Below are 2,516 nucleotides of genomic sequence, written 5' to 3'. Positions count from 1 at the left end.
CAGTCGCTCAGCCGGCGTACGTATCTATCGAGCAAACTATTTTTCATGAGGGTTGTGTGTCTGAACTATGGAACGGAAACGAATATCATCCGGAACAGAATGGGAGTCAAAAGTCGGATACTCTCGGGCTGTTCAGACCGGCTCTCAAGTACACGTTTCTGGGACAACAGCGACTAACGATGATGGTAATGTAGTCGGCAAAGATAATCCGTACAAACAGACAAAGAAAGCACTCCAGAACATCGAAGACGCTCTTCGGGAGACGGACGCATCTCTTGAAGATGTGATCAGAACTCGGATGTTTGTTACTGATATTGAGGAGTGGGAGGCAATCGGCGAGGCACATAGTGAAGTGTTTGGTGACATTCGCCCGACGACCAGTATGGTTGAGGTGAATAATCTCATCACTCCGGACTTGCTCGTCGAGGTTGAAGCGGTTGCAGTTGTCTCGGAGTAAGCCTCTATCCTGGATTGGGCAGTTGGACGAATACTTGAGTGTGTCGTCGCCACCATCCCGCCGTGGCCCTGACACGTGAATCTCGCCGTACTGTCTTTCGGCAGATCGCCCAGCTATCCTATGTCGAGTGGCCCACGTACGAGTCTGGCCCGCTGTTCGATCGTACGTCGCTCCCCGGAGTAGAATCGGACGTTCGCCTCGTTGCGGAAACATGGTTCCAACATGATGATCACGAGAGCGTTGATTCATTCGTCCATGCAGTGCCCCTCGCATACGTCCAGTTCGATGCCCACGACCGGTACGCGGGGTCAACGAGCTACGAGATGGAGACACTGTTTCGCCTGTTCTTGCTGAAGGAACTCTACGACTGGGACCACGAAACCGCGCTCGTCGAATACCTCACCAAGCATCCCGATCTCTGTGATCAATTTGGCCTGGAGTCGGTCCCCGATCAGTCCACGCTGTGGCGCAGCTGGCACCATCGCTTCACTACTGAGATCCAGGATACCGCCGAGACCGCAGCGCGAACCATTCTCATCAAAGCACAGAACGCGGGCGTCTCAGTCCCACGCGAGCCAGACCGACAGAGCCGCAGACACGGTGACGAGCATACGGACTCGGACCCTGACGACCAGACCATCCTGAACCAGGCAGAGAAAGTTACTGAGCGGGTCAGTGATGTTGCGTTCCCAGCGTTCTCACTGGACCGTGGCGAGGGCTGTGAGATCCACGAGAACGCCTACTGGGATCTCCAAACGTACCTCGGACTCCGTGAGAATTTGGCCGTCAATGAGGGTGCTCGGAGCTTCATCCACGAGTCCAATCGGGAACGGACGCCGCTCGGCCACGCCCATCGCGAGCACGTCCGTGATCTATCGGTCACACAGATTCGGGAGATGTACCGCCAAGCCGTGGGTCGCCTCTTGGATCGAGTCACAGACACGGAGGAGTTCTTTCGGGCCGGCATCGTTGCCATCGATATTACCGAGTCCAATCCGTTCACCGGCGATCGGTCTGGGCACGAAGACGAGATTATCGGCACGAAGGAGAAAACCGATGAGTACGCCTACCAGTGGGCGACAGTCCAACTGGTCGGGAATGCTGTTCCAATAGTCCTTGATGCGCGCCCAGTTCGGAAAGGGGACACGCGAAAGGAGATCGTCGAGGACCTCTTGGATTCGGCAGAGGCGGCTGTTCATGTCGATAACGTGCTGATGGACCGTGAGTTCGACAGCCAGCATATCCTGGAGATGCTGAGTCAACGTGGGCTCTCCTACGTCGTCCCGAAGCGGATGCAGACCAGCGAGAAGGCCCAAGCCAAGCGCCTTCTCAAGCGCGACAAGGATCGGTATGAGACCGACCGGAAGCTACATCTCGGCGACAACGAGTGGCACTCGACGACGCTAATCTACCGACGGAAAGAGAACTCCGAGCACACCGATCATCGGCAGTACTCGGTGTTCATGACGAATCGGAATAGCGGGCTCCTTACTGAGTACGGATACAGATGGGAGATTGAGAGCGGCTACAAGTCGATCAAACGATTCATGGGCGCGACAACCTCGAAGCATTTCGGCCTCCGGTTCTTCTATTTCGCGTTCGCGTGTCTGCTGTACTCGATTTGGCGGGCAGTTGATTTGCTTGTGCAGGTACAGTTGACCGGCGAGTACGAACACTCGCCGATCGTGACGGCTGATAACACGCTGACGCTGGTAAAGAAGGAAACGGGAATCGGATAGCGAGGGGGCCTCTCTCCGTGAGAGCGCAGCGTCTGAGTGGCGACACTATCCAGAGTCTCGGAAATTCTGCGTATTAGTTGGAAAAGGAATAAGAACCGCCGTTCAGAAAGCGATCTGAAGCGGATTCTGTTTATCGATTCGGTTGATACCGCGCATTACAGGCCCGCTATACCCGATGTAGTCTCAACTTCCGCATGCATGGTTTTCATATAGCGTCATGAGGTTTATAGATTCTGCAGATGCTAGATATCGACCAGTATGGGTCTCTACAGTCGGTATTTCGAGATCCGTCGCCAAATTATGGTTGCTCGTGATTACTC

General features: G+C 54.8%; 2 protein-coding genes. Both read left to right on the top strand.

The window, feature by feature from the left end:
- Positions 1–67: 67 nt before the first annotated feature.
- Positions 68–457: a RidA family protein gene (locus BMX17_RS24710; protein WP_092665270.1), complete on the top strand. Its 390-nt coding sequence runs from the start codon at positions 68–70 to the stop codon at positions 455–457.
- 62 nt (positions 458–519) lie between these two features.
- Entirely contained in the window at positions 520–2,196 is a 1,677-nt protein-coding gene (locus BMX17_RS24705) for a transposase (RefSeq protein WP_092665267.1), read from the top strand.
- The last annotated feature ends 320 nt before the right edge of the window (positions 2,197–2,516 follow it).

Origin of the sequence: Halorientalis persicus, from assembly GCF_900110215.1 — an archaeon.
In the GTDB taxonomy this organism is placed as follows: Archaea; Halobacteriota; Halobacteria; order Halobacteriales; family Haloarculaceae; genus Halorientalis; species Halorientalis persica.
The sequence above is the reverse complement of the archived record's forward strand: the minus strand, read 5'-3'. Positions and strand labels throughout refer to the sequence as shown.

Coding starts and splice junctions, on each gene's coding strand:
- BMX17_RS24710 (WP_092665270.1), top strand. CDS start 68: ATGGAACGGAAACGAATATCATCCGGAACAGAATGGGAGTCAAAAGTC.